Genomic DNA, 19,528 nt, shown 5'->3' with positions numbered 1-19,528 from the left:
CATGACAGACAGTCAACAAAAAGGCTCAATCTGGACCAAAATGCACATTGATCTGCCTTTCCTTCTGTGTGTAATGGCGTTACTGGGCTATAGCATGTTCGTCATGTGGAGCGCCAGCGGGCAGGACACAGGCATGATGGAGCGCAAAATTGCCCAATGCGTGCTGGGGTTAGTCGTCATGATCGGCATGGCGCAAATCCCGCCGCGGGTCTATGAGGGTTGGGCCCCGTATCTGTACATTTTCTGTTTTATCCTGCTGGTCATGGTGGATGTATTCGGCCAGATCAGTAAAGGCGCGCAACGCTGGCTCGATTTAGGCGTGGTGCGCTTCCAGCCGTCGGAAATCGCCAAAATCGCGGTGCCGCTGATGGTGGCCCGCTATATCAACCGCGATATGTGCCCGCCGTCGTTGAAAAATACCGCCATCGCGCTGGCGCTGACGTTCGCCCCCACCCTGCTGGTGGCCGCCCAGCCAGACCTTGGCACCGCCATCCTGATTTGCGCTTCCGGCCTGTTCGTGCTGTTCCTCGCCGGCATGAGCTGGCGGCTGATCGCTATTGCCGCCATTTTGCTGGCGGCGTTCATTCCCGTACTGTGGTTTTTCCTGATGCATGATTACCAGCGCGACAGGGTAATGATGCTGCTGGACCCGGAAACCGATCCGCTCGGCGCCGGTTATCATATTATCCAGTCGAAAATCGCCATCGGTTCCGGCGGACTGGCCGGCAAAGGCTGGCTGCAGGGTACCCAGTCTCAGTTGGAGTTCCTGCCGGAACGCCATACCGACTTCATCTTCGCGGTGCTGGCCGAAGAGCTGGGACTGATCGGCGTGCTGATCCTGCTGGGGTTGTACCTGTTCCTGATCATGCGCGGCCTGGTGATCGCCGCCAATGCGCAAACCTCGTTCGGCCGGGTGATGGTCGGTGGCTTGATGCTAATCTTTTTCGTGTATGTGTTTGTTAACATCGGCATGGTGAGTGGTATCCTGCCGGTGGTCGGGGTGCCGCTGCCGTTGGTCAGCTATGGCGGCTCGGCTCTGGTCGTCTTGATGGCGGGATTCGGTATCGTCATGTCGATACACACTCACCGCAAAATGTTATCCAAGAATTTATAGGGGTGAGCAATGCGTAAGGATTGGGTTTGGATTGGCGCGATCAGCCTGGCTCTGGCAGGCTGCGCGGTGACGGAACAGCCTCAGTCTCCCTCACCGCAGGCCACGGCGTACAATGGCCCGGTGGAAGAAATCGGCGGCGCGGAGCCGCGCTACGAACCGTACAAACCCGCCAACATGCAGGATTACAGCATGAACGGCAAAACCTACCGTATTGTCAAAAATCCGGAGAATTTCAGTGAAAGCGGGTTTGCCGCCTGGCACGATCGGGAATCGGTCGGTAACCGCACGGCGACCGGCGAAGAATTCGACGTCAACGCCATGGCCGCCGCTCACCCCACGCTGCCGATTCCGAGCTATGTGCGCGTCACCAACCTCAGCAACGGCCGTCGTCTGGTGGTGCGCGTCAACGATCGCGGGCCTTATACGCCGGGTAGAATCATCGATCTGACCAAAGGCGCGGCCGACCGCCTTAATCTGTCCAACAATACCAAGGTGAAGGTAGATTTCATCAGCGTGGCGCCGGACGGCTCGCTCTCCGGCCCCGGCACCATCGGCACCCGTGTCGCCAAACAGAGTTTTGCCCTGCCGTCACGCCCGACGCTGGGCTCCAGCGGTCTGGGAACGCCGGTCATGGAAAGCGCGCCGGCGACTGCCGCTGCGGTGCGGCCGATCAGCAACGCCACCTTGACGCCGACAACAGGTAATAGCGGCAGCAATATCGTTAGCGGCAGCCCGGCTATCAACAATACCGGCGCCTCAAGCGGAGGCAGTTTCCTCGGCGCACCCAAACCGCTACCCAGCGGGGTGCTGGAAAGCCCGGAGCCAACGCCTGCCGCTACCCCAGTCAGAGCAACGGCGGTCGCGACAGCGCCGGTCGCCGTTCAGCCGTCACGCACGCTGTCGCAACCGGCTGTGCCTGCCGGTTCCGGCAACATCGTGGTGCAGGTCGGCGCACTGAGCGATCAGCAGCGGGCGCAAACCTGGCTGAAAAGCCTGAACGAGCGCTTCCGCGTGCCTGGCAAAGTCACCCTGAATAACGGTTTATACCGCATCCAGTTGGGGCCGTTCCAGAGCCGTCAGCAAGCTGCCGACCTGCAACAGCGCCTGTCCAGCGAAGCGCAACAGCCGTCATTTATCACCACAGTGTCTGGCGCGCAGTAACCTATTTCCGGTCGAAAGAGGGATAAATTCCCTCTTTCTTTATCTGTACGAGCGATAACGATATCGCCCCCGGCGATCGGCAAAATCGCGTAACGTATTGTCTGGTGCCGCCCCGATTTTCATCTGTTATAGTGTGGCTCGTTTTTTAACTTATACCCACGGATGTTGTTGTTCCAATCATGAAAACAGTAATCACGTCTTGTTTTACCAAACGTATTGCGCTCGGCACGTTGCTCGCCATCGGTGCATCCACTTTCGCCTACGCAGACGACATTAATCTGAAAACCATGATTCCTGCCGTCCCGGACATTGATGCCGAAGCGTACATCCTGATTGATTACAACTCGGGTAAAGTGCTGGCGGAAAAGAACGCCGACACCCGTCGCAACCCCGCCAGCCTGACCAAAATGATGACCAGCTACGTCATCGGCCAGGCGATTAAGGCCGGGAAGATCAGCCCGAACGATGTCGTGACTATTGGCAAAGACGCCTGGGCTACCGGCAACTCCGAGTTTCAGGGATCGTCGCTGATGTTCCTCAAACCGGGCGATCGCGTGCCGGTTTATTTGCTGAACAAAGGGATTATCCTGCAGTCCGGCAACGATGCCTGCGTAGCGATGGCTGACTACGTGGCGGGCAGCCAGGATTCGTTCGTCAACCTGATGAACGGTTACGTCAAGGCGCTGGGGTTGCAGAACACCAACTTCAAAACGGTTCATGGCCTGGATGCTGAAGGCCAGTACAGCTCAGCCCGCGATATGGCGCTGATTGGTCAGGCGTTGATCCGCGACGTACCGGATGAGTACGCGACCTATAAAGAGAAAGAGTTTACCTTCAACAATATCCGCCAGACGAACCGTAACGGCCTGTTGTGGGACAGCAGCCTGGCCGTTGACGGCATCAAAACCGGCCATACCTCCTCCGCCGGCTACAATCTGGTGGCCTCTGCGACCGAAGGTCAGATGCGCCTGATCTCCGCCGTACTGGGTGGACGGACCTTCAAAGGCCGTGAAACAGAAAGCAAGAAACTGCTGACCTGGGGCTTCCGCTTCTTTGAAACGGTGGCACCGCTGAAAACCGGCAAAGAATTCGCCTCCGAACCGGTGTGGTTCGGCGACAACGACCGGGTATCGCTGGGCGTGGATAAAGATGCCTACATCACCATTCCGCGCGGCCGCATGAAAGATTTGAAAGCCAGCTATGTGCTGACCAATACGGAACTGCACGCGCCGCTGGCCAAAAACCAGGTGGTGGGTACCATCAACTTCCAGTTGGACGGCAAAGTGATCGAACAGCGCCCGCTGGTAGTGATGAACGAAGTCAAAGAAGGCGGTATTTTCGGACGTCTGTTCGACTACATCAAACTGATGTTCCACCGCTGGTTCAGTTGATCCCCCTTGAATCCTGAGCAACCGCCCTCATGTTGCTCACTTAAGGATCGAACAACAGGATTTCGGTCATACTTAACACTCCCGCTTCGGCGGGAGTGATAATTTTGTACTAATGAATGACTCTGGAGTCGCCATGAAAACCAAACTCAACGAATTGCTTGAATTTCCATGCTCATTTACCTACAAGGTCATGGGGCTGGCAAAACCGGAGCTGGTGGATCGGGTTGTGGAAGTGGTTCAGCGCCATGCTCCCGGCGACTATAACCCGCAAATCAAGCCCAGCACCAAAGGCAACTACCATTCGGTGTCGATTACTATCATCGCCACCCATATCGAGCAGGTAGAAACGCTGTACGAAGAACTGGGTAACATCGATATTGTACGTGTGGTGCTGTAAGCCCGCCGCTCTCTGACCTTGTCTCCTTAATACGGAGACAAGCGAGGAAACCGCTATTCGCTGTAGCATCACCCCGCTATAATTGCGCTCATTCTTTCTTCACCCGACGATGACACTCTTGCAACAGGATACGATCACAGTACGTGACACGATGATAGTACGTGATGCGATGATAGTACGTGACGCGATCATGGTCAGTGACACGATCATAGTGCGCCAGTTGGGCGTACAGCCTTACGAGCCGGTATCACAGGCCATGCATACCTTTACCGAACAACGGGACAGCCACAGTTTTGACGAATTGTGGCTGGTGCAGCATCCGCCGGTCTTTACCCAGGGACAGGCGGGCAAAGCCGAACATGTTCTGATGCCCGGCGACATCCCGGTGATTCAAAGCGATCGCGGCGGTCAGGTGACCTACCACGGCCCCGGTCAGCAGGTGATGTATGTGCTGATCGATATCAAACGTCGCAAAGTTGGCGTACGTCAGTTGGTAACCGCTATCGAAAATACCGTCGTCAATACGCTGGCGCATTACGCCGTTGACGCACACGCCCGCCCCGACGCCCCCGGCGTCTACGTCGGCGAACGGAAAATCTGCTCACTGGGCCTGCGCATCCGTCACGGCTGCTCGTTTCACGGGCTGGCGCTGAACATTGCGATGGATCTGTCCCCTTTCCTGCGCATCAACCCTTGCGGCTATGCCGGTATGGCGATGACTCAACTTAGCGAACAGGTTCCCGGCGCAACGGTAGCCGAAACCGCGCCAGTGATGGTGAACGCGTTTATGGAACTGCTGGATTACCGGCAGCAGGAATGGCTGGAGTGGAACTGGTCGCAGCAAGGGGCCCCACATCCGCTGAGCGCGCCAGACGCATCCTGACGCCGTTAAATTACATTTTATTTACATAATTTCTGTATTTTGTCCCTCAATGGCTGCTCGTCGGCGGACAAAGATGATATAATTTTGTGAGCTTTTTAAAAAAAAGTTTAACAACTCACGTAATCCAATGAATTTTATATAAATTCATAACAGCGATTCAGAACTGGAAATTACGCAAACATGAGTAAACCGATTCAGATCGAACGTGGCGTCAAATACCGCGATGCAGACAAAATGGCCCTGATCCCGGTACGTACCGTCGTCACCGAGCGTCAGGAGATGCTCCGCAAGCCGGAATGGATGAAAATCAAATTACCTGCGGACTCCAGCCGAATTCAGGGCATCAAGGACGCCATGCGCCGTAATGGTCTGCACTCGGTTTGCGAAGAGGCATCCTGCCCTAACCTGGCGGAGTGCTTCAATCACGGCACCGCCACGTTCATGATCCTCGGCGCCATCTGTACCCGCCGTTGCCCGTTCTGCGATGTCGCCCACGGCCGCCCGCTGACCCCGGATGCCAACGAGCCGGAAAAACTGGCTCAGACCATTCACGATATGGGGCTGCGTTATGTGGTGATCACCTCGGTTGACCGCGATGACCTGCGTGACGGCGGCGCCCAGCATTTTGCCGACTGCATCAGCGCCATTCGTCGTAAAAACCCGAGCATCAGAATCGAAACGCTGGTGCCGGATTTCCGTGGCCGTATGGATCGGGCGCTGGATATTCTGACCGTCACGCCGCCGGACGTATTTAACCACAACCTGGAAAACGTGCCGCGTCTCTACCGCCAGGTACGTCCTGGCGCCAACTATGAATGGTCGTTGCAGCTGCTGGAAAAATTCAAAGCCGCGCATCCCAATATCCCGACCAAGTCCGGTCTGATGGTCGGTCTGGGCGAGACCAATGATGAAATTCTGGATGTAATGCGCGATCTGCGTCGCCACGGCGTGACCATGCTGACGCTGGGCCAGTACCTGCAGCCGAGCCGCCACCACCTGCCGGTACAACGTTATGTGCCGCCGGAAGAATTTGAGGAAATGAAGGCGGAAGCGCTGGCGATGGGCTTTACCCACGCCGCCTGCGGTCCGTTCGTTCGTTCGTCCTACCACGCCGACTTGCAGGCCAAAGGGATTGAGGTGAAATAACGGGCTACAGCCTGCAACATCCCCTTACAAAATGACACGAGCAACACAAAAAGCGGATGGCAAAGCCCTCCGCTTTTTTATTTTGATGCCTGTCAGCGCTGATAATTATTCTTTAGGACGATTTTCGCTGATAGCGGCTGGATGTTCATCCTGAGCGGAAGATTTTGCCGCCGGCGCCGGCTGCTCATCACTCATGGATTTCTTGAAGCCTTTGATAGCGGCACCCAGATCGCTGCCCAGACTGCGCAGTTTATTGGTGCCGAACAGCAGAACAATCAAGGCGCCAATCACTAAGAGCTTGGCAATACTGATACCTTCCATACATACCTACCTGATGATGTGAGCTGGAAAAGCCAGCGCGCTTTACATCGCTCTTTTTTAAATCGATACACCGAATAAGGCAATGGTCATCTGTAACAAAGTAAGACGCCCATCGCCAGTCGCTGTTTTTATCCGGCATGTGATGCCTTGCTGTTATCGTAGTACAGGCGGCTTAAAACGGTTGTGATGCAGCACAGGTAACTGGCGACGAACAGCTTGAATACGCTCCAGCTTCAGTTCCGCCAGCAGCAATTCAGGCTGTTCGGCAGCCTGGGCGATAACCACGCCCATCGGGTCCACCACCATGCTATTGCCGATATTCCTGTCGCTACACTCCCCTGTCGCCACCAGATAACAGGTGTTCTCCAGCGCCCGGGTCCGGGCCAGCAATTCCCAGTGCGCTTCCTTCTGCGGGCCTTTCACCCAGGCCGCCGGCACTACCAGCACATCGGCGCCGTTGACCGCCAGTTGGCGCGCCATCTCGGCGAAACGGATGTCGTAGCACACCATCAGCCCGACACGCATTCCCGCCACCTCCACCACCGGCGGCAGGGCCGTTCCCGGCGTCACCCGTCGAGACTCCTGCACCGTAAAAGCGTCATACAAATGCAGCTTGTGGTAATGAACCAACACTTCGCCTCGCCGGATAACCAACAGCGTATTGTGCACACGCCCATCCGCCGCCGGAGTATGCAGGGTAAACACCACGCTGATATCCAGCGACTGGCTGGCGGTCAGCAACTGGCTGACAAACGGGCCGGTGATCGGCTGGGCGCAACCGACGCCCCATTCCGGGTCCGTGTTGTCTCGCGCCAGCACCGCCTCCGGCAGCACCAGCAGATCAGCCCCGGCGGACGCCGCCTGAGCCATTAATGTTATGCAAGTCTGGGCGTTATCCTGCCATAGACGTTGCACGGCAAACTGGCCGAGCGCCACTTTCATATCTGGCTCCTTCATACATAACAGGCGGATACATTTGGTAAAACTACCACGGCTATAAAAAACATCGGCATGCGGGTAAACTTTAATAGCCAGTAACGGAGATGACATTCCTCCATAACCGCCTTCGGCTGATGATGTCTACGAGTCCCTCAATCGGGCGTGCCCTTTCGAGATTAGCCCAACTTACCCTTGAATGAAAAGGTGACTATGTATAGTACGTTACTTGCTGTTTTTATTGGCGGCGGGATTGGCAGCGTCGCGCGCTGGCAACTCAGCGTGCGCTTTAATAACCTGTTTCCCCAGATTCCCGCCGGCACACTGCTGGCCAACCTGATCGGCGCCTTCATTATCGGCGCGGCCATGAGCTATTTCATGCGCCAGCCCGACCTTCCGCCACACTGGAAACTGTTGCTCACAACCGGTTTTTGCGGCGGGCTGACAACGTTCTCGACTTTTTCCTACGAAATGATTGCCCTGCTGCAGAGCGGCGAATGGGCCGCAGCGCTGTTCAATTTGCTGCTCAATCTGCTCGGTTCACTGATCATGACGGCGCTGGCGTTTGCGCTGGTAGGCTGGCTGAGCGCCCACTGAGAGATGGGATAAAGAAGATACAAAATAAAAACCCGCCATCAGGCGGGTTTTTCAGGAAATCGGTATAATTAAATAGCGATAACGTTAGCAGCAGAAGGTCCTTTAGCGCCGCTGGTGATTTCAAACTCTACGCGCTGACCTTCAGCCAGGGTTTTGAAACCGTTGCTCTGGATAGCAGAGAAGTGAACGAATACGTCCTTGCTGCCATCTTCCGGAGTAATGAAACCGAATCCTTTGGACTCATTAAACCACTTAACGCTACCTTTAATCTTAGACATCAAACTTACCTTTACATGAATGAACGACACAAAATCTGTGTCAAATACAGTACAGCAAGTAGCGGCGCATTTGTCCAGCCGAACATCACCAAAAAGTGATAAAACATGATAAAAAAGCGAACTGACTCCATTCACTCCGCATATTTATAAGCCACAACCGCATTATTTGGTATCTTACACGCAGTTAGCCACTTTTTTTGGTCATCCCAAACAACTATGCAGAAAATGCTGGGGTTACTTGGCGGTATGAGCTGGGAGTCGACCCTGCCTTATTACCGTATCATCAATCAATATGTGAAAGAGACATTAGGTGGGCTGCATTCCGCCCGGTTGCTGCTGCATAGCGTTGATTTTTATGATATCGAAAAAATGCAGTCTTCCGGCGACTGGGAGGCCGCGGCCGATTACTTGTCACAGGCCGCCATCGGGCTGAAGCAGGCTGGCGCAGATGCCATTGTCATCTGTACCAACACCATGCATAAAGTCGCCGACCAGGTCGAACAGCGTTGTCAGTTGCCAATAATCCATATCGCTGACGCCGCCGCGGCCGAAATACAGCGGCAACAACTCGCCACCGTCGCGCTGCTGGGCACCCGCTATACCATGGAACAGAGCTTCTATCGCGGCCGCCTGACTGAGCGTTTCGGCATCCGGGTGCTGATACCCGACCCGCTACAACGTGATGAAATCAATCGCATCATTTTCGATGAACTCTGCCTTGGGCAGATTCGCGATGAATCTCGTCAGGTTCTCTGCCGCATCATTGCCGATCTGCAGCAAAACGGCGCGCAGGGCGTGATATTAGGGTGTACTGAATTACCGCTATTGATCCGCCCGGATGATGTGATGATTCCGCAGTTGGATACCACGCAACTGCACGCGCTGGCAGCGGCACGCTTTGCTTTGGGTCAATGAGTCACGTTCGCACAGACAGGCAAAGGCAAATAATAGCCTCTTTTATTTACTCAGGCTTCCTCATTTAGCCAGCGTCATCCCCGGCAGCAGATCGAAAAACATGAGCGAAAAATTGAGAGATTCGTCACAAAAATGAGAAGAAAAAAACGGGGTAAAACGCGGGAGTTTATGAATAACACACTCACCTTAAGCGAAAATTAATTTTTAAAAATCAGCCTATTAAAACCAGTTTTTATCACATAAAAAAAGCAGCAACCCGTGGATTGCTGCTTTGGTGATACTCAATTAGGGACCTGGTGACTAATGACAGTAAATGAAATTGTACTAGTCTAAATACATCAGCAATTACTTACGCAGCATTGCGTCGATGAAGCTTTTCCAGTTGTTGAGTTCGACTTCGATCATGATGGTAGCTCCTTAGAGATTTGTTGTCTTACGGGGTTATTATACGCTTCTTTTTTGACCAAGATAAAGACTTTGGGGCGCAAAAATGTGCTCTCTTTCGCATTTCCGCAACATAGCCAACCAACTCAACCCCATGATTTCTTAAGATAATTTTAATACTCTGCCGTATCCGGCGTTTATGTTGTATGCTTTTTTTCCCTTATGACATGAAAAATAACGGATTTTAAACATATGGCCATCATCCTGTACGGCATTAAGAATTGCGACACCATAAAAAAGGCCCGTCGCTGGCTGGAAGACCATCAGATTGACTACCGTTTTCATGACTATCGGGTCGACGGGCTGGAAGAGGAACGCCTGCAATCCTTTATCGATCGCACAGGCTGGCAACCGCTGCTGAATACCCGGGGCACCACCTGGCGTAAACTGGAAGAAGCGTACCGTAACACCATCGACAATGAAGCGGCGGCAAAAGCTGTTATGCTGGAGCAACCCGCGTCGATCAAACGCCCGCTGCTGGAGACTGATGACGGAAAAACCCTGCTCGGTTTCAGCGACGACAGCTATCAGCACTTTTTTACGGAGAACAGCTCACATGTCTTGCCCGGTAATTGAACTGGCCCAGCAGCTCATCAAACGCCCGTCTCTTAGTCCGGATGACGCCGGCTGCCAGGCGCTCATAATTGAACGCCTGCAGGCCATCGGCTTCATCGTCGAAAAGCTGGATTTCGGCGATACCCAAAATTTCTGGGCCTGGCGCGGTCAGGGAAAAACGCTGGCGTTCGCCGGTCATACCGACGTAGTGCCTGTCGGTGATAACAACCAGTGGCAGACGCCGCCGTTTGAACCCGCTATTCGTGACGGCATGTTGTACGGTCGCGGCGCGGCGGACATGAAAGGCTCGCTGGCGGCAATGGTAGTGGCGGCGGAGCGTTTTGTCGCTGCGCACCCCAATCATCAGGGTCGACTGGCGTTTCTTATTACTTCCGACGAGGAAGCCAGCGCCGTCAACGGCACCGTCAAGGTCGTGGAAACGCTGATGGCGCGTCAGGAGCGGCTGGACTACTGCCTGGTCGGCGAACCGTCCAGTACCGATCGGGTCGGCGATGTGGTGAAAAACGGCCGGCGCGGCTCTATCACCGCCAATCTGCGGATTCACGGCGTTCAGGGTCATGTCGCTTATCCGCATCTGGCGGACAATCCGGTGCATCGGGCCATGCCGGCGCTGAATGAACTGGTGGCGACCGTCTGGGACCAGGGCAACGAATTCTTCCCGCCTACCAGCATGCAGATAGCCAACATTAACGCCGGCACCGGCAGCAATAACGTCATTCCCGGCGAGCTATACGTGCAATTCAATTTCCGCTTTAGCACTGAGCTGACCGATGAGCTAATTAAACAGCAGGTCAAAGCTCTGCTTGATCGTCACCAGCTTAACTACACGCTGGAATGGCAACTGTCCGGTCATCCGTTCCTGACCGGCCGCGGCGAACTGGTGGATGCGGTGGTCAACGCCGTTGAACACTACAGTGAAATCACCCCACAGCTCCTGACTACCGGCGGCACCTCGGATGGTCGCTTTATTGCCCGCATGGGCGCACAGGTGGTGGAGCTGGGGCCGGTCAACGCCACGATTCATAAAGTGAACGAGTGCGTCAGCGCCGCCGACCTGCAACTACTGAGCCGCATGTATCAACGCGTTATGGAGCAATTGATCGCATGATGTCTTCCGCCTGTCTGACCGGCAAAAGCGCCCATCATCTGGTGACGTTAAGCGGGTCGCATCGCCTGCAACCTGAAGCGGTCGCGGCGTTTACGGCCATGCAGCAGGCGGCGCGGCAAGATGGATTCAACCTGCAACCCGCCAGTACGTTTCGGGATTTCGAGCGTCAGCGGCAAATCTGGAACGGCAAGTTTACCGGTCAGCGCCCGTTGCTGGATCAACACAGCCAGCCGCTAGACGCCCTCGCGCTGGACGAAGGCGCGCGTTGCGAGGCGATCCTGCGCTGGTCGGCGCTGCCGGGCGGCAGCCGTCACCACTGGGGCAGCGACCTGGATATTTATGACCCCGACCGCTTGCCCGCCGACCAAAAACTGCAGCTGGAACCATGGGAATATCAGCCGGGCGGTTATTTTGCCGAACTCAGCGACTGGCTGACGCAACACATGGCCGCATTCGGCTTTTACCGGCCGTTCGCGCAGGACAGCGGCGGCATCGCCATTGAGCCCTGGCATCTCAGCTATGCGCCGCTGGCCCGCCTCGCCATGGCTCAGTTAACGCCAGAACACATTCTGCAAGCCTGGCAAGGCGAAGACATTGCCGGCCGGAGCTGGCTGGAGCCGAATCTGCCGATGTTGTTCCAGCGCTTTATACTGTCTGTTGAGGCACAATAACCCCGTTAACACGGGATATCTGTATATGAGGAACAACCATGGGATGGCTGGCTGATTACTGGTGGGTAATACTGCTGGTGTTGCTGGGAATGCTGGTCAACGGCATCAAGGAGCTGAGCCGCCTTGATCATAAACGTTTTCTGCATGATAAACCGCCGTTGCCGCCGCACCGCGACAATAATGCGCAGTGGGACGACGAAGACGACTGGCCGCAGAAAAAGCCCTGACCCTGCACGCTGAAAACCACAAGGCCGGGCCACCCGATGGCGACCCGGCCTTCTTATTTTATAGCGACCTTCTGACTTATTACGATAAGCGCACTGTCAGTTGGTTAACAAAGTATCCGTCGGTTAACAAAATGTCCATCGGTTAACGACATGCCCGCCGGTTAGCGAAATGCCACCAGTTCGCCGCGCGCGCCCATCACCGCCTCATCCCAGAAGCGTTTCGGGATGTAATGATGCAGCCGGTCCAGCGCGTTATCCATCATGCGGCCGTCAATGGCATGCCCCAGTTGCGGCACCAGATCCAACGTGAAATCCGACCCCTGGGCACGCAGACTCTGTGCGGCCTGGCGAGCGTGATCCGCCGTAATCACCGGGTCCTCCTCGCCATGAATCAGGTGAACCACGACATCATACAACGGCTGCTCCGGCAACGCGGCAAAGCGGCCGCTAAACGCCACGGCCCGCCCGGCCAGATTTTTCTCCGCTTTCAATGCCTCAAGGATCATGATTGACCCTTGAGAAAAACCGATCAACGCAGTGTGGGAATAATCGATTCCCGTAGTTTCCTGCCAGTAGCGAACGGTTTCGATAAACCGCGGCATAATGGCGTTGACGCGACGAGCGCGATTATCCTCGGTGACGCCCTGTACCGAAAACCACTGGCGCCCTTCGCCCAGACCAATCGCTTCCGGACCGCCAACGCTGATAACCTGCGCCATAGGGAACGCCTCGGCAAAATAACGGCCGATCTGACCCATGGAAACCGGATTGTCGCCCACGCCATGAAATAGCAAAAACAACTGCTTAGGTGAAGGTGGATTTTGCACCACAAAATAGTCATGCTTCATATCGCCTCTCCTGCGGTTACCTTCAGGGGAAACCGTCTGTTCAAAAAATTTCAGTTGTCACTATACGCCCCTCGATAGCGGGTCAATATTGAGGTTTATTGAACAAGTCATTCCATTATCCTGTATCAGGATCAGTGTATATGAACGCAGGAAACCGGCAGGCCGAATCACAGTTCAAGTTACAAAATTGTGATCGCTACCACTTGAAATGAATTTGGAAAAGGAAACCACTTCTTTCGCTATGACACCATTCTCGTTATAAAGCTATTCTCTCTATAAAACCATTCTCGCCACAAAACAGTTGTCGCGATAAAACAGTTTTATTTATAAAACAATATCATGCCAACGTTGCCACTCAGCTTCGTCCAGTTGGCGCAGCGCCTGAGTCGCCTCCGCCCGCCAGCGCTGAACCAGCGCCTTTCTCCCCGCCAGTTGAAGCTGATGAACGCACTCCGCCGCGCTTCGCCCTTGCTCAAGCCATAGCCTCAAGGCGATTAATGCCATCGGCGATCGCATCATCAGGCGTGACAGCGCCCCCTGACAGGCCTCTGGCGGACGGTGGGCCATAGCAAATCCCACCAGATTGCGCCAATCATCCGCCGTGATCGTCTGATCCTCCACCAGCGGCAAATTCAGCGCCAATGGGATATCACGCCGCAGCCAGAACCAGTCCCGGATCAGTTCACGGTATGCTGACGCTGCCAACGCGCTGCCCGCTTCGCTGAGCGGAAACAACGCCATTGCGCTGTAACACCCGCTGCTGGCGTCAATATGGCTGCCGATACGCGCCAGTTGAAACCCGCAACGCTGCCAGAACCGCCACAATGCCGGCTGAAAACCGAAGCTGACCGACAGAAAATCCAGCTGTTCCTGCTGCGCCCGTTGCTGCTGCTCCCGGACCAGCGCCTGCCCGATCCCTTGACCACGCTGCGCCGCCAGCACCGCAATCCGGCTGATGCGGCGCGACCGTAATACCGGCGCCCACCACTGATTGCCGTGCGCCGCCAGCGACTGCGCCACCAGATTTCCTCTCGGCCGACGTCGCCCGGCCCAGACGTCCTGCGCCAGCGCCTCCGGCAACCCGCCCTCATCCACCAGCCAGATAACGCCGCCAACCTGCTCGTCGACACAGGCGCTGGCGATATGCATGCCGGGTGCATCCAGCAGGCGGCGTAAATCCAGCGGCGAAGTACGGTAGTGGGCGCTGCAGAGCAATCCATAGCACCCGGCAAGGCGTTCAGGTCGACTCAGCCAGTCGTCGCGCCGCTCCAGCCGAATCGCCGGTGACCCCGGCAACCGTTCCGGCACCTGTTTTTCGGCGTCAAACAGCATCACCCGATCGACGATATTCTCCAGCGGATCCTGCTCTGCCCAGCGTAGCGGCGCCGTCAGTTCAATCGCCTGCCAGTCCGGCAGTGACGCGCAGAATTTCAGCAGAAAACCGCGCCCCGTCCCTTCATACCCTTGTACCGTGGTCGTCATCACCACCCGACGGAAAAACGGCAACAACGCCTGCAATAACGGGGCAGGAATCGCCGCCGCCTCATCGATCAACAACCACTCCACCGGCGGTGCGCCATGTTGCTGACAGAACGCCAATAGCGCATCCGGCGCCCAGAACGTTGCCGCATCGCCAGCCTGACGCAGCAGGATTTCGCCGGCGGCGCGCGACGGCGCGCTCACCCAGCAGGCCCCCTGACACTGACGCGCCAGCATGCCGGCCAGCGTCGACTTGCCACGTCCGCGCGGCGCGGTGATCACGGACACCGAGCAAGAGGTGCGCAGCAATTGCTGCAATACAGCCTGCTGACAGGAGGTCGCTTCGCCAGTGGCCGGCTGCCAGTCTGAACGGCGATGGGGAAGCGCTATCACCGGCTCGGCGTCCTGCTGGCGCCACAGCACAACCTCGTCATCGCGCAACAGCTGGTGCTGCGCATGTCGGATAAATCGGGGGGTGGCTATCGGCTCCGGTTGCTCGCTCCAGCGCAGGCTGTCCGTATCCGGACAATCGGGCCAGCGCTCCCACTCCGGAACCAGCAGGAGCAGCCAACTGCCGGCCCGGAGCGCGCCGGCCAGCATCGCCAGCGCCTCCGCATCCAGCCCGTCGCGGGCATCGAACACCGCATGCAGAAACTCCCGGCCCAGTACGCCACGCACGTTCCGCGGCGCTATCGCCGCCGTCCTCTCCGGCGCCGACGCGCTGACCCACAGCCAGTCGCCGGGCAACAAGGCGCTCAGGCGCTGTGCCTGAGCGCAGCACCAGTCGGACCGGCCGCTCAGTACCAACAGACGGCGAATGCCGTAACGCTGCTGATATTGCTGGCTGACAACAAAAGACTCCACGACACGCCCCGAAGAAAACTTAGCCTTTGCCGATCAGCAACGACAGCAACCCTGCCGCAATCAGCGGCCCCACCGGCACGCCGCGGAACAACGCCACGCCCATCACGGTACCGACCAGCAGGCCGGCCACCACCGACGGCTGATTGCTCATCAGCGTCACCCCGCGCCCGCCCAGCCAGGATACGGCTACGCCGATCGCCACGGCCAGCAGCGATTTCCAGTGCAAAAAAGAGTAGAACACGTCGCCGGCGGAAATCTTGCCGCTGGCAATCGGCGCCATCACCCCGATGGTCAGCACCAGCACCCCAAACGACAGACCATATTTTTCCACCCACGGAAAATAGTGATTCAGCGGCGTAATACGCACCACTACCAGAAACAGAATAGCCAGCGTAACGGTCATGTTCTGGCTGATAATGCCGAGAGCGGCCAGCGCCAGTAAAATAAGCAGAGTCGGGTCAAAAAAGGCCATGAAACATCCTTGCCGGAATCAGTCAATGCGTAGGCGGGAGATAATAACACTCATTGGACAGGGACAGCATAGCGACTGCAACGCTGCCAGGGATAAACCGGCGGCGGATTCGGGGGAAATGTATAGTCTGCCATCATCAGACGACAGACTCGTTCTGGCAACCGGAAACGAAGGCCGCCTGCCAGAACGTAAACGATTGCGCTGTTAGTCTAATTTAACGCCCAGACGGTGTGCGACTTCCTCGTAGGCTTCAATCAGGCCGCCCAGGCTCTGACGGAAACGGTCTTTATCCATCTTGTTCAGGGTTTCTTTGTCCCACAGACGGCTGCCATCCGGCGAGAACTCATCACCCAGCACCACTTCGCCCTTGAACAGACCGAACTCCAGCTTGAAGTCCACCAGAATCAGACCAGCGTCGCCAAACAGCTTGCTCAGTACCTCGTTGGCTTTGTAGCTGAGTTCTTTCATCCGCGCCAGATTCTCTTCGCTTACCCAGCCGAAGGTCTTGCAGTAGGACTCATTCACCATCGGGTCGTGCATGGCGTCGTTTTTCAGGAACAAATCGAACAACGGCGGATTGAGGATTTCACCTTCCGTGATGCCCAGACGTTTCACCAGCGAACCTGCCGCACGGTTACGCACCACGCACTCGACCGGCACCATCTCCAGCTTCTTCACCAGCACTTCGGTGTCAGACAGCAGGCTCACCATCTGGGTCGGGATCCCGGCCTCTTCCAGCTTGGTCATGATGAAGTGGTTGAACTTGTTGTTCACCATCCCTTTACGATCAAACTGCTCAATGCGAGCGCCATCCCCTGCTGACGTATCATTGCGGAACTCCAGCACCAGCAGATCCGGATCTTCCGTGGTGTAGACCGTTTTCGCTTTTCCGCGATACAACTCAGCTAGCTTTTGCATCTTTCATTACTCCACACAAGTAAGGGCCACCCGCACCGGGCCCGTTAATTGAACGTGTTGATAAATCCATCACGTTGATGACAAATGAAGAAGGGCCGGAGAACCCGACCCTTATACGTTATTGCGTTTTACGACTTGCTGAACGCGGCCTGGAACACGGCGACCAGCGCATCATTTTGCGACTGGCTTAGCGTATGCCCTTTCGAATCGATGAATTGCAGCGTGCTGCGGTTACCCAAATCGCCGACCTGCAGTTTGTAATCCCCGTTCGGCAATTCCGGGTCGTGCGCGCCCAGTTCATTCCAGGTGCCGCTGCCCGGCGCCTTATAGCTGACAGACACCGAACCTTGCGGACGGCTGCGATCGTTGACGGTCATACCGACCTTCTCCAGCGCCTTCGGCAGACGGTCCCATACCTGATTGTAGGAACCGCGCACCACCAGCAACGGCAGGCCGGAATCATCGGCGCCGCTCTGGACATTCAACTGCTGGCTGTTACGACTGGCCTGCGCGCTGTCGTTATCGTTCAGACGTTTGTCCAGTTCGTCGGACAGCGTATTGAGCATCAGCGCGGTATAACGCTGAATTTCGCTGCGATCCGTCACCGGGCTGGTATTCTGCTGCAGATCCAGCAGTTTCACGGTCAGCGCCAGCTGATACCCCTGCGTCTGCAGGCTTATCTGATAACGCGCCTGATGCGCTACATCCTCGTCTTCACGCTTCCAGTTGACCCAATCGGTCGTCAGCGTCCGGCTGGCGTCCTGACGGCTGGCGATCGTATAGCCTTTTGACTGGAGAACCTGCGTCAGCACCGTCCACAGGCTGCTGTTGCGCGCATTGTTTTCCAGCAATAACGTGGCGCTATTGCCGGAAACCTGACCGCGGGAACCATTCAACAAAGCCAATGGCTGCATCGGCGGACGAATATCCAGCGCCTTGCCTACCAGCCCATTCTGGTTGACCGGAGGAACCTCGTAATCCCCATTCTGCACCGGCAGAATCAGACCGGACGGCACATTCAGCGCCCGGTGCTCGGGGGTTTTCAGATAGGATTCATCGCCGTTGACCTGACGCTTGTAGCGTTGATCGCTGGTACAGGCGGCCAGCAACATGATCAGCGAAACACCGACAACTTTTGCCACCATCGACTTTTGCAATGAAGAACTCATCAAATCTCCCTAACGGTTACAGCAGACCCGCCTGCTTCATGGCCTGCTCCATCACGTCGCGACCGGCATCGGTCAGCGGCGTCATCGGCAGACGAAGCGTGTCGGTCGCCATCAATCCCAATGCCTTACAGGCCCATTTCACCGGAATCGGATTGGGTTCAACAAACAGTTTCTGATGCAGCGGCATCAGACGCTGATTCAGACGGCGGGCTTCAACGAAATTCCCTTGCGCCGCCAGCTCGCACAACGCCGCCATTTCGCGGGCTGCGATGTTGGCTGTCACGGAAATCACGCCGTCGCCACCCAGTTGCATGAAGTCCAGCGAGCTGGCGTCATCGCCGCTCAGCAGAATGAAATCTTCATGAACCAGCTCTTGGATCTGACTGACCCGGCTTAAGTTCCCGGTCGCTTCCTTGATCGCGACAATATTTTTGACTTCCGACAGACGGGCGACGGTTTCCGGCAACATGTCACAACCGGTACGGGACGGCACGTTGTAGAGGATCTGCGGCAGGTCGGTGTGCTCGGCAATCGCCTTAAAGTGCAGGAACAAGCCGTTCTGAGTCGGCTTGTTGTAATACGGCGTCACGGTCAGGCACCCGGCCACGCCCGTGTCGTTGAAACGCTGGGTGAGGGAAATCGCCTCAGCGGTCGAATTGGCGCCGGTGCCGGCAATAACCGGGATACGGCCATCGCTCAGTTCCAGCGTCAGCATCACCACGTCGCCATGCTCATCGTGACTCAAGGTGGCGGACTCGCCGGTGGTTCCCACCGACACAATCGCGGAAGTTCCGCTAGCGACATGATAATCAATCAGTTTTTTCAGGCTTGCACGATCAACGGCACCTTTGTCGTCCATCGGCGTAACCAGAGCAACAATACTACCCGTAAACATTGGCCATCCCCTCCACAAACAAGTGCTTCATGGTACTTTTGACTTCTATGCAAAAGCAAGCTTGCAACCGCGGTTGTCAGCGCTTGGCAGGTGGTTTTTTTTATGTTTACCATGTTACTCCCAACATTTTGTACAGGAAGCACTATTTTGCCGCGCCCACAAGAACACTATCTGGTCATTACCGCGTTGGGGACCGACCGTCCCGGTATCGTCAATACGATTACCCGCCACGTCAGCAGTTGTGGCTGCAACATCGAAGATAGCCGACTTGCGATGCTGGGCACGGAGTTCACCTTTATCATGCTGCTGTCCGGCAGTTGGAACGCGATTACGCTTATCGAATCCACCCTGCCGCTCAAGGGCGCCGAGCTGGATTTGCTGATCGTGATGAAACGCACCGAATCGCAGTCCCGCCCGCCGATGCCGGCCACCGTGTGGGTCAAGGTGGATGTCGCTGACTCACCACACATCATTGAACGCTTTACCGATCTGTTCGATTCCCATCAAATGAACATTGCCGAGCTGGTGTCCAAAACCCGCCCCGCCGACGGCGATACGCCGCCGCAACTGTACATCCAGATTACGGCGCACAGCCCGGCCATGCAGGCAGGTTCAATTATTGAGCCGGCCTTTCATCAGCTATGTACAGAACTGCACGCGCAAGGCAGTATTAGCGTTGTGAACTATCCACAGCACGAAGAGAAAGATGGAGAGTAGT

23 protein-coding genes and 1 riboswitch are annotated in these 19,528 nt (G+C 56.2%); of the genes, 13 read left to right on the top strand and 10 right to left on the bottom strand.

Going from position 1 to position 19,528, the window contains the following annotated elements:
• The first annotated feature begins 1 nt into the window (after position 1).
• The 6 genes from mrdB (at position 2) to lipA (ending at position 6,092) form a co-directional block, all read left to right on the top strand.
• Entirely contained in the window at positions 2-1,114 is a 1,113-nt protein-coding gene (mrdB, locus tag CVE23_RS06555; protein ID WP_038660958.1) for a peptidoglycan glycosyltransferase MrdB, read from the top strand.
• A 9-nt stretch (positions 1,115-1,123) separates the two neighbouring features.
• The gene (gene rlpA / locus CVE23_RS06550; RefSeq protein ID WP_049854198.1) at positions 1,124-2,275 is read left to right on the top strand and encodes an endolytic peptidoglycan transglycosylase RlpA; all 1,152 of its coding nucleotides are present in this window, start codon (positions 1,124-1,126) and stop codon (positions 2,273-2,275) included.
• 179 nt (positions 2,276-2,454) lie between these two features.
• Positions 2,455-3,666: a D-alanyl-D-alanine carboxypeptidase DacA gene (dacA, locus tag CVE23_RS06545; RefSeq protein ID WP_038918269.1), complete on the top strand. Its 1,212-nt coding sequence runs from the start codon at positions 2,455-2,457 to the stop codon at positions 3,664-3,666.
• A gap of 133 nt (positions 3,667-3,799) precedes the next feature.
• Positions 3,800-4,063 (top strand): DUF493 family protein YbeD, encoded by a 264-nt coding sequence (gene ybeD, locus CVE23_RS06540; protein WP_013316963.1) that lies wholly within the window; start codon positions 3,800-3,802, stop codon positions 4,061-4,063.
• A 190-nt stretch (positions 4,064-4,253) separates the two neighbouring features.
• The gene (gene lipB / locus CVE23_RS06535) at positions 4,254-4,946 is read left to right on the top strand and encodes a lipoyl(octanoyl) transferase LipB (protein WP_038920848.1); all 693 of its coding nucleotides are present in this window, start codon (positions 4,254-4,256) and stop codon (positions 4,944-4,946) included.
• Between the two features lie 180 nt (positions 4,947-5,126).
• Positions 5,127-6,092, top strand: a complete 966-nt coding sequence (gene lipA / locus CVE23_RS06530; protein WP_038918268.1) for a lipoyl synthase — start codon at positions 5,127-5,129, stop codon at positions 6,090-6,092.
• A gap of 105 nt (positions 6,093-6,197) precedes the next feature.
• Here the strand turns inward: lipA and tatA are convergent, their stop codons facing one another.
• Positions 6,198-6,413 carry a Sec-independent protein translocase subunit TatA gene (gene tatA / locus CVE23_RS06525; RefSeq protein WP_038660971.1) on the bottom strand — a complete coding sequence of 72 codons (216 nt, stop codon included), beginning with the start codon at positions 6,411-6,413 and terminating at the stop codon, positions 6,198-6,200.
• A gap of 153 nt (positions 6,414-6,566) precedes the next feature.
• Positions 6,567-7,355, bottom strand: coding sequence for a deaminated glutathione amidase (locus CVE23_RS06520; protein ID WP_049854197.1), 789 nt, complete (start codon positions 7,353-7,355; stop codon positions 6,567-6,569).
• Positions 7,356-7,443: 88 nt separating this feature from the next.
• Positions 7,444-7,503: riboswitch (Fluoride riboswitch) on the top strand.
• Between the two features lie 59 nt (positions 7,504-7,562).
• Here CVE23_RS06520 and crcB point away from each other — a divergent pair.
• Complete coding sequence (gene crcB, locus CVE23_RS06515) at positions 7,563-7,946, top strand: fluoride efflux transporter CrcB (RefSeq protein WP_038918265.1); 384 nt, start codon at positions 7,563-7,565, stop codon at positions 7,944-7,946.
• Positions 7,947-8,014: 68 nt separating this feature from the next.
• Here the strand turns inward: crcB and cspE are convergent, their stop codons facing one another.
• Complete coding sequence (cspE, locus tag CVE23_RS06510) at positions 8,015-8,224, bottom strand: transcription antiterminator/RNA stability regulator CspE (RefSeq protein WP_009113827.1); 210 nt, start codon at positions 8,222-8,224, stop codon at positions 8,015-8,017.
• A 216-nt stretch (positions 8,225-8,440) separates the two neighbouring features.
• Between cspE and CVE23_RS06505 the strand changes: the two genes are divergently transcribed.
• The gene (locus CVE23_RS06505) at positions 8,441-9,139 is read left to right on the top strand and encodes an aspartate/glutamate racemase family protein (protein ID WP_038918264.1); all 699 of its coding nucleotides are present in this window, start codon (positions 8,441-8,443) and stop codon (positions 9,137-9,139) included.
• A gap of 345 nt (positions 9,140-9,484) precedes the next feature.
• Here the strand turns inward: CVE23_RS06505 and ypfM are convergent, their stop codons facing one another.
• Positions 9,485-9,544, bottom strand: a complete 60-nt coding sequence (gene ypfM / locus CVE23_RS23245; protein WP_139348332.1) for a protein YpfM — start codon at positions 9,542-9,544, stop codon at positions 9,485-9,487.
• Between the two features lie 231 nt (positions 9,545-9,775).
• On the opposite strand from ypfM, the gene CVE23_RS06500 reads away from it, so the two are divergent.
• The 4 genes from CVE23_RS06500 to CVE23_RS06485 are packed head-to-tail and all read left to right on the top strand — an operon-like array spanning position 9,776 to position 12,165.
• Positions 9,776-10,159 (top strand): ArsC family reductase, encoded by a 384-nt coding sequence (locus CVE23_RS06500; RefSeq protein WP_100849144.1) that lies wholly within the window; start codon positions 9,776-9,778, stop codon positions 10,157-10,159.
• Positions 10,140-11,267 (top strand): succinyl-diaminopimelate desuccinylase, encoded by a 1,128-nt coding sequence (dapE, locus tag CVE23_RS06495; RefSeq protein WP_049854195.1) that lies wholly within the window; start codon positions 10,140-10,142, stop codon positions 11,265-11,267. The genes CVE23_RS06500 and dapE overlap by 20 nt, the downstream gene beginning before the upstream one ends.
• Entirely contained in the window at positions 11,264-11,938 is a 675-nt protein-coding gene (locus CVE23_RS06490) for a M15 family metallopeptidase (protein WP_100849143.1), read from the top strand. The genes dapE and CVE23_RS06490 overlap by 4 nt, the downstream gene beginning before the upstream one ends.
• A 38-nt stretch (positions 11,939-11,976) precedes the next feature.
• The gene (locus CVE23_RS06485) at positions 11,977-12,165 is read left to right on the top strand and encodes a YpfN family protein (RefSeq protein WP_022632647.1); all 189 of its coding nucleotides are present in this window, start codon (positions 11,977-11,979) and stop codon (positions 12,163-12,165) included.
• A gap of 161 nt (positions 12,166-12,326) precedes the next feature.
• Here CVE23_RS06485 and ypfH read toward each other — a convergent pair whose 3' ends face one another.
• From ypfH to dapA, 6 genes are all read right to left on the bottom strand, one after another.
• Positions 12,327-13,013, bottom strand: coding sequence for an esterase (gene ypfH, locus CVE23_RS06480; protein ID WP_100849142.1), 687 nt, complete (start codon positions 13,011-13,013; stop codon positions 12,327-12,329).
• 324 nt (positions 13,014-13,337) lie between these two features.
• Positions 13,338-15,356 (bottom strand): tRNA(Met) cytidine acetyltransferase TmcA, encoded by a 2,019-nt coding sequence (locus CVE23_RS06475; RefSeq protein ID WP_100849141.1) that lies wholly within the window; start codon positions 15,354-15,356, stop codon positions 13,338-13,340.
• 19 nt (positions 15,357-15,375) lie between these two features.
• Positions 15,376-15,828: a DUF441 domain-containing protein gene (locus CVE23_RS06470; protein ID WP_038918258.1), complete on the bottom strand. Its 453-nt coding sequence runs from the start codon at positions 15,826-15,828 to the stop codon at positions 15,376-15,378.
• 204 nt (positions 15,829-16,032) lie between these two features.
• Entirely contained in the window at positions 16,033-16,746 is a 714-nt protein-coding gene (purC, locus tag CVE23_RS06465) for a phosphoribosylaminoimidazolesuccinocarboxamide synthase (RefSeq protein ID WP_022632643.1), read from the bottom strand.
• A gap of 128 nt (positions 16,747-16,874) precedes the next feature.
• On the bottom strand, positions 16,875-17,915 hold the full coding sequence (gene bamC, locus CVE23_RS06460) for an outer membrane protein assembly factor BamC (protein WP_038918256.1): 1,041 nt from the start codon (positions 17,913-17,915) through the stop codon (positions 16,875-16,877).
• Between the two features lie 16 nt (positions 17,916-17,931).
• Positions 17,932-18,810 (bottom strand): 4-hydroxy-tetrahydrodipicolinate synthase, encoded by an 879-nt coding sequence (gene dapA, locus CVE23_RS06455; RefSeq protein ID WP_038661016.1) that lies wholly within the window; start codon positions 18,808-18,810, stop codon positions 17,932-17,934.
• A gap of 147 nt (positions 18,811-18,957) precedes the next feature.
• On the opposite strand from dapA, the gene CVE23_RS06450 reads away from it, so the two are divergent.
• Positions 18,958-19,527 (top strand): glycine cleavage system transcriptional repressor, encoded by a 570-nt coding sequence (locus CVE23_RS06450; RefSeq protein ID WP_038918254.1) that lies wholly within the window; start codon positions 18,958-18,960, stop codon positions 19,525-19,527.
• Position 19,528 lies beyond the last annotated feature (1 nt).

Source organism: Dickeya fangzhongdai, assembly GCF_002812485.1.
Lineage (GTDB): Bacteria > Pseudomonadota > Gammaproteobacteria > Enterobacterales > Enterobacteriaceae > Dickeya > Dickeya fangzhongdai.
This window is presented reverse-complemented; position numbering and strand designations above follow the sequence as displayed.

Coding starts and splice junctions, on each gene's coding strand:
- mrdB (WP_038660958.1), top strand. CDS start 2: ATGACAGACAGTCAACAAAAAGGCTCAATCTGGACCAAAATGCACATT.
- rlpA (WP_049854198.1), top strand. CDS start 1,124: ATGCGTAAGGATTGGGTTTGGATTGGCGCGATCAGCCTGGCTCTGGCA.
- dacA (WP_038918269.1), top strand. CDS start 2,455: ATGAAAACAGTAATCACGTCTTGTTTTACCAAACGTATTGCGCTCGGC.
- ybeD (WP_013316963.1), top strand. CDS start 3,800: ATGAAAACCAAACTCAACGAATTGCTTGAATTTCCATGCTCATTTACC.
- lipB (WP_038920848.1), top strand. CDS start 4,254: ATGGTCAGTGACACGATCATAGTGCGCCAGTTGGGCGTACAGCCTTAC.
- lipA (WP_038918268.1), top strand. CDS start 5,127: ATGAGTAAACCGATTCAGATCGAACGTGGCGTCAAATACCGCGATGCA.
- tatA (WP_038660971.1), bottom strand. CDS start 6,413: ATGGAAGGTATCAGTATTGCCAAGCTCTTAGTGATTGGCGCCTTGATT.
- CVE23_RS06520 (WP_049854197.1), bottom strand. CDS start 7,355: ATGAAAGTGGCGCTCGGCCAGTTTGCCGTGCAACGTCTATGGCAGGAT.
- crcB (WP_038918265.1), top strand. CDS start 7,563: ATGTATAGTACGTTACTTGCTGTTTTTATTGGCGGCGGGATTGGCAGC.
- cspE (WP_009113827.1), bottom strand. CDS start 8,224: ATGTCTAAGATTAAAGGTAGCGTTAAGTGGTTTAATGAGTCCAAAGGA.
- CVE23_RS06505 (WP_038918264.1), top strand. CDS start 8,441: ATGCAGAAAATGCTGGGGTTACTTGGCGGTATGAGCTGGGAGTCGACC.
- CVE23_RS06500 (WP_100849144.1), top strand. CDS start 9,776: ATGGCCATCATCCTGTACGGCATTAAGAATTGCGACACCATAAAAAAG.
- dapE (WP_049854195.1), top strand. CDS start 10,140: ATGTCTTGCCCGGTAATTGAACTGGCCCAGCAGCTCATCAAACGCCCG.
- CVE23_RS06490 (WP_100849143.1), top strand. CDS start 11,264: ATGATGTCTTCCGCCTGTCTGACCGGCAAAAGCGCCCATCATCTGGTG.
- CVE23_RS06485 (WP_022632647.1), top strand. CDS start 11,977: ATGGGATGGCTGGCTGATTACTGGTGGGTAATACTGCTGGTGTTGCTG.
- ypfH (WP_100849142.1), bottom strand. CDS start 13,013: ATGAAGCATGACTATTTTGTGGTGCAAAATCCACCTTCACCTAAGCAG.
- CVE23_RS06470 (WP_038918258.1), bottom strand. CDS start 15,828: ATGGCCTTTTTTGACCCGACTCTGCTTATTTTACTGGCGCTGGCCGCT.
- purC (WP_022632643.1), bottom strand. CDS start 16,746: ATGCAAAAGCTAGCTGAGTTGTATCGCGGAAAAGCGAAAACGGTCTAC.
- bamC (WP_038918256.1), bottom strand. CDS start 17,915: ATGAGTTCTTCATTGCAAAAGTCGATGGTGGCAAAAGTTGTCGGTGTT.
- dapA (WP_038661016.1), bottom strand. CDS start 18,810: ATGTTTACGGGTAGTATTGTTGCTCTGGTTACGCCGATGGACGACAAA.